Raw genomic sequence first — 1,782 nt, 5'->3', positions numbered from 1 at the left:
TGGCTTTTTAGCTCTCGTAACTCGAACCACGCAACTCGGTACTTAATAGTTTTGCACACAACCTACAACTGACAACGGGTTTTCACCGTCACTCCACCAGCTGACAGCCTAAGCGTCGTACTATCAATTCTTGCTCCACAACATTATTTTCTCTATAATCGCACCCATGGCAATTACAAATAAAATTGTCAAGCTTAGCCTTAAAGCCATAAAGTATGCCCCTAAAAACTGAAGCTCCATCAGTTCTTGAGGAATTTTAATACAAGCCCAAGCCGACAGGAAAATTATGATATTGGAAATACGAGCGCCTTTTTTGAGTAAAGCTGAAGCCATAGGGAAAGCAACGTATAAAGGCCCGGTGGGTAATGCCCCAATGAGTAAAGCAAGCAAAACGCCCTTAATTCCAGAACTGCTCCCAAGATATTTCACGATCAGTTTATTTGGAACAAAAATTGCAAAAAGCCCCATTAGGACCATTACCGCAGGAAGGATTTGTAGCATTTCAACAAGAAAATTCCATGCGGTTCTGGTTACCACTGTCTGTTTGTCGGGAAATATCAACAGTAAAATCACCGCAATCGCCAACGAAATACCTAAAAGTATCAAGTTAAGGCTTTTCTTATTTTTCATTTGTTTTTCCCTGAACACTTCCTTCATAGTATTGCCCCCATAATAAATGCAATGGTAATTGCTATAAGAAAACTCAAGCCATTTCTGAGCAATGCCATCTTCTTTCCCAGCTCTTTGATTTCAACCGGTAAAGTTATTATCCCAATCATAGTCAGTGTAGTAATGAATGCTGCAACTGCGGTGAGCGAAGCCCCGCTTTCAATAAGGGAGGCTCCGAGAGGAAATGAAATCAATGAAGGAATATGTGAAATAGCCCCAAACAAAGCAATAATGAATATACCCCAGAACCCAGCTTGATTGCCAATTATTCTGGAAATCTGATCCCTGGGTACAAAACCCATAAACAAACCTATAAATACTATTACAAGAAGAAGAGCAGGAAGGATTTTGATAAAGGATTTCAACGCTATTATCAATGATTGCTTTGTCTTTTTCCGGTCTTTGATAAAGGCAATAAATAAAGCAACAAGTGCAAGAATATTTATAAAAACAGTTGTTGTGCTCACGACATACCCCCCATATTGAGCGCTTGCATATATGTGCATATAGCATATAATATAATAATATACCTGTTACTGTCAATGATTTTAGTTATTTATTGCCCTCTTAAAAGTTTGTAAGTTGTTTAAAATCTGGATAATAGACACTAAAGATATGAAATTTCAAAGATGTTTTGGTTTACTGATGCGTGGATGTTTCTTGCGTTACAAGCAGGAATAAAATCGTAACCCAATATGGCGTTGAATATGATACGTTCAGATTATCATATGTGCATTGCAAACAATTTGATTTTACCATGAATAACATACAAAGAAGGGTGAGAGATTAAATGAGAAACCATACACACGTATGCAAATGCTGGTGGGATGGTTGGAAATAGGCTTCTCCAACTAAAAAAGTTTATATCACAACTCTCAACTCTAAAAGGAGGAGTCAGCAATGCAAATGAATATTACAGTATTGAATACCAAAGGTTTAGCTACCAGGATAAAAAGCCATTCTGGATTTCAAGCGGTTATCATTGCCTATCAAACGGCATTTAAAAAGAAAATCATTATTGCTTTGCCCAAAGCGGCAAACCTGTTTTATGAGGCGATGATAACATGCTAAGAGATATAAACTGCAAATGCGAAATCATCAAAAATTTTTCAC

Annotated in this window: 3 protein-coding genes; 1 reads left to right on the top strand and 2 read right to left on the bottom strand. The window is 37.4% G+C overall.

Annotation, left to right across the window (positions count from 1 at the left end; genetic code table 11):
• Positions 1-123 precede the first annotated feature (123 nt).
• Both AC3LHT_RS09575 and AC3LHT_RS09570 read right to left on the bottom strand, forming a co-directional pair.
• Positions 124-657 carry a hypothetical protein gene (locus tag AC3LHT_RS09575; RefSeq protein WP_290646473.1) on the bottom strand — a complete coding sequence of 178 codons (534 nt, stop codon included), beginning with the start codon at positions 655-657 and terminating at the stop codon, positions 124-126.
• Positions 654-1,136, bottom strand: a complete 483-nt coding sequence (locus AC3LHT_RS09570) for a permease (protein ID WP_488662729.1) — start codon at positions 1,134-1,136, stop codon at positions 654-656. Before AC3LHT_RS09570 ends, AC3LHT_RS09575 begins: the two co-directional genes overlap by 4 nt.
• Before the next feature lie 439 nt (positions 1,137-1,575).
• On the opposite strand from AC3LHT_RS09570, the gene AC3LHT_RS09565 reads away from it, so the two are divergent.
• Entirely contained in the window at positions 1,576-1,740 is a 165-nt protein-coding gene (locus AC3LHT_RS09565; protein WP_488662728.1) for a hypothetical protein, read from the top strand.
• Positions 1,741-1,782: the final 42 nt, after the last annotated feature.

The organism is Kosmotoga sp. (assembly GCF_982836095.1).
The sequence above is the reverse complement of the archived record's forward strand: the minus strand, read 5'-3'. Positions and strand labels throughout refer to the sequence as shown.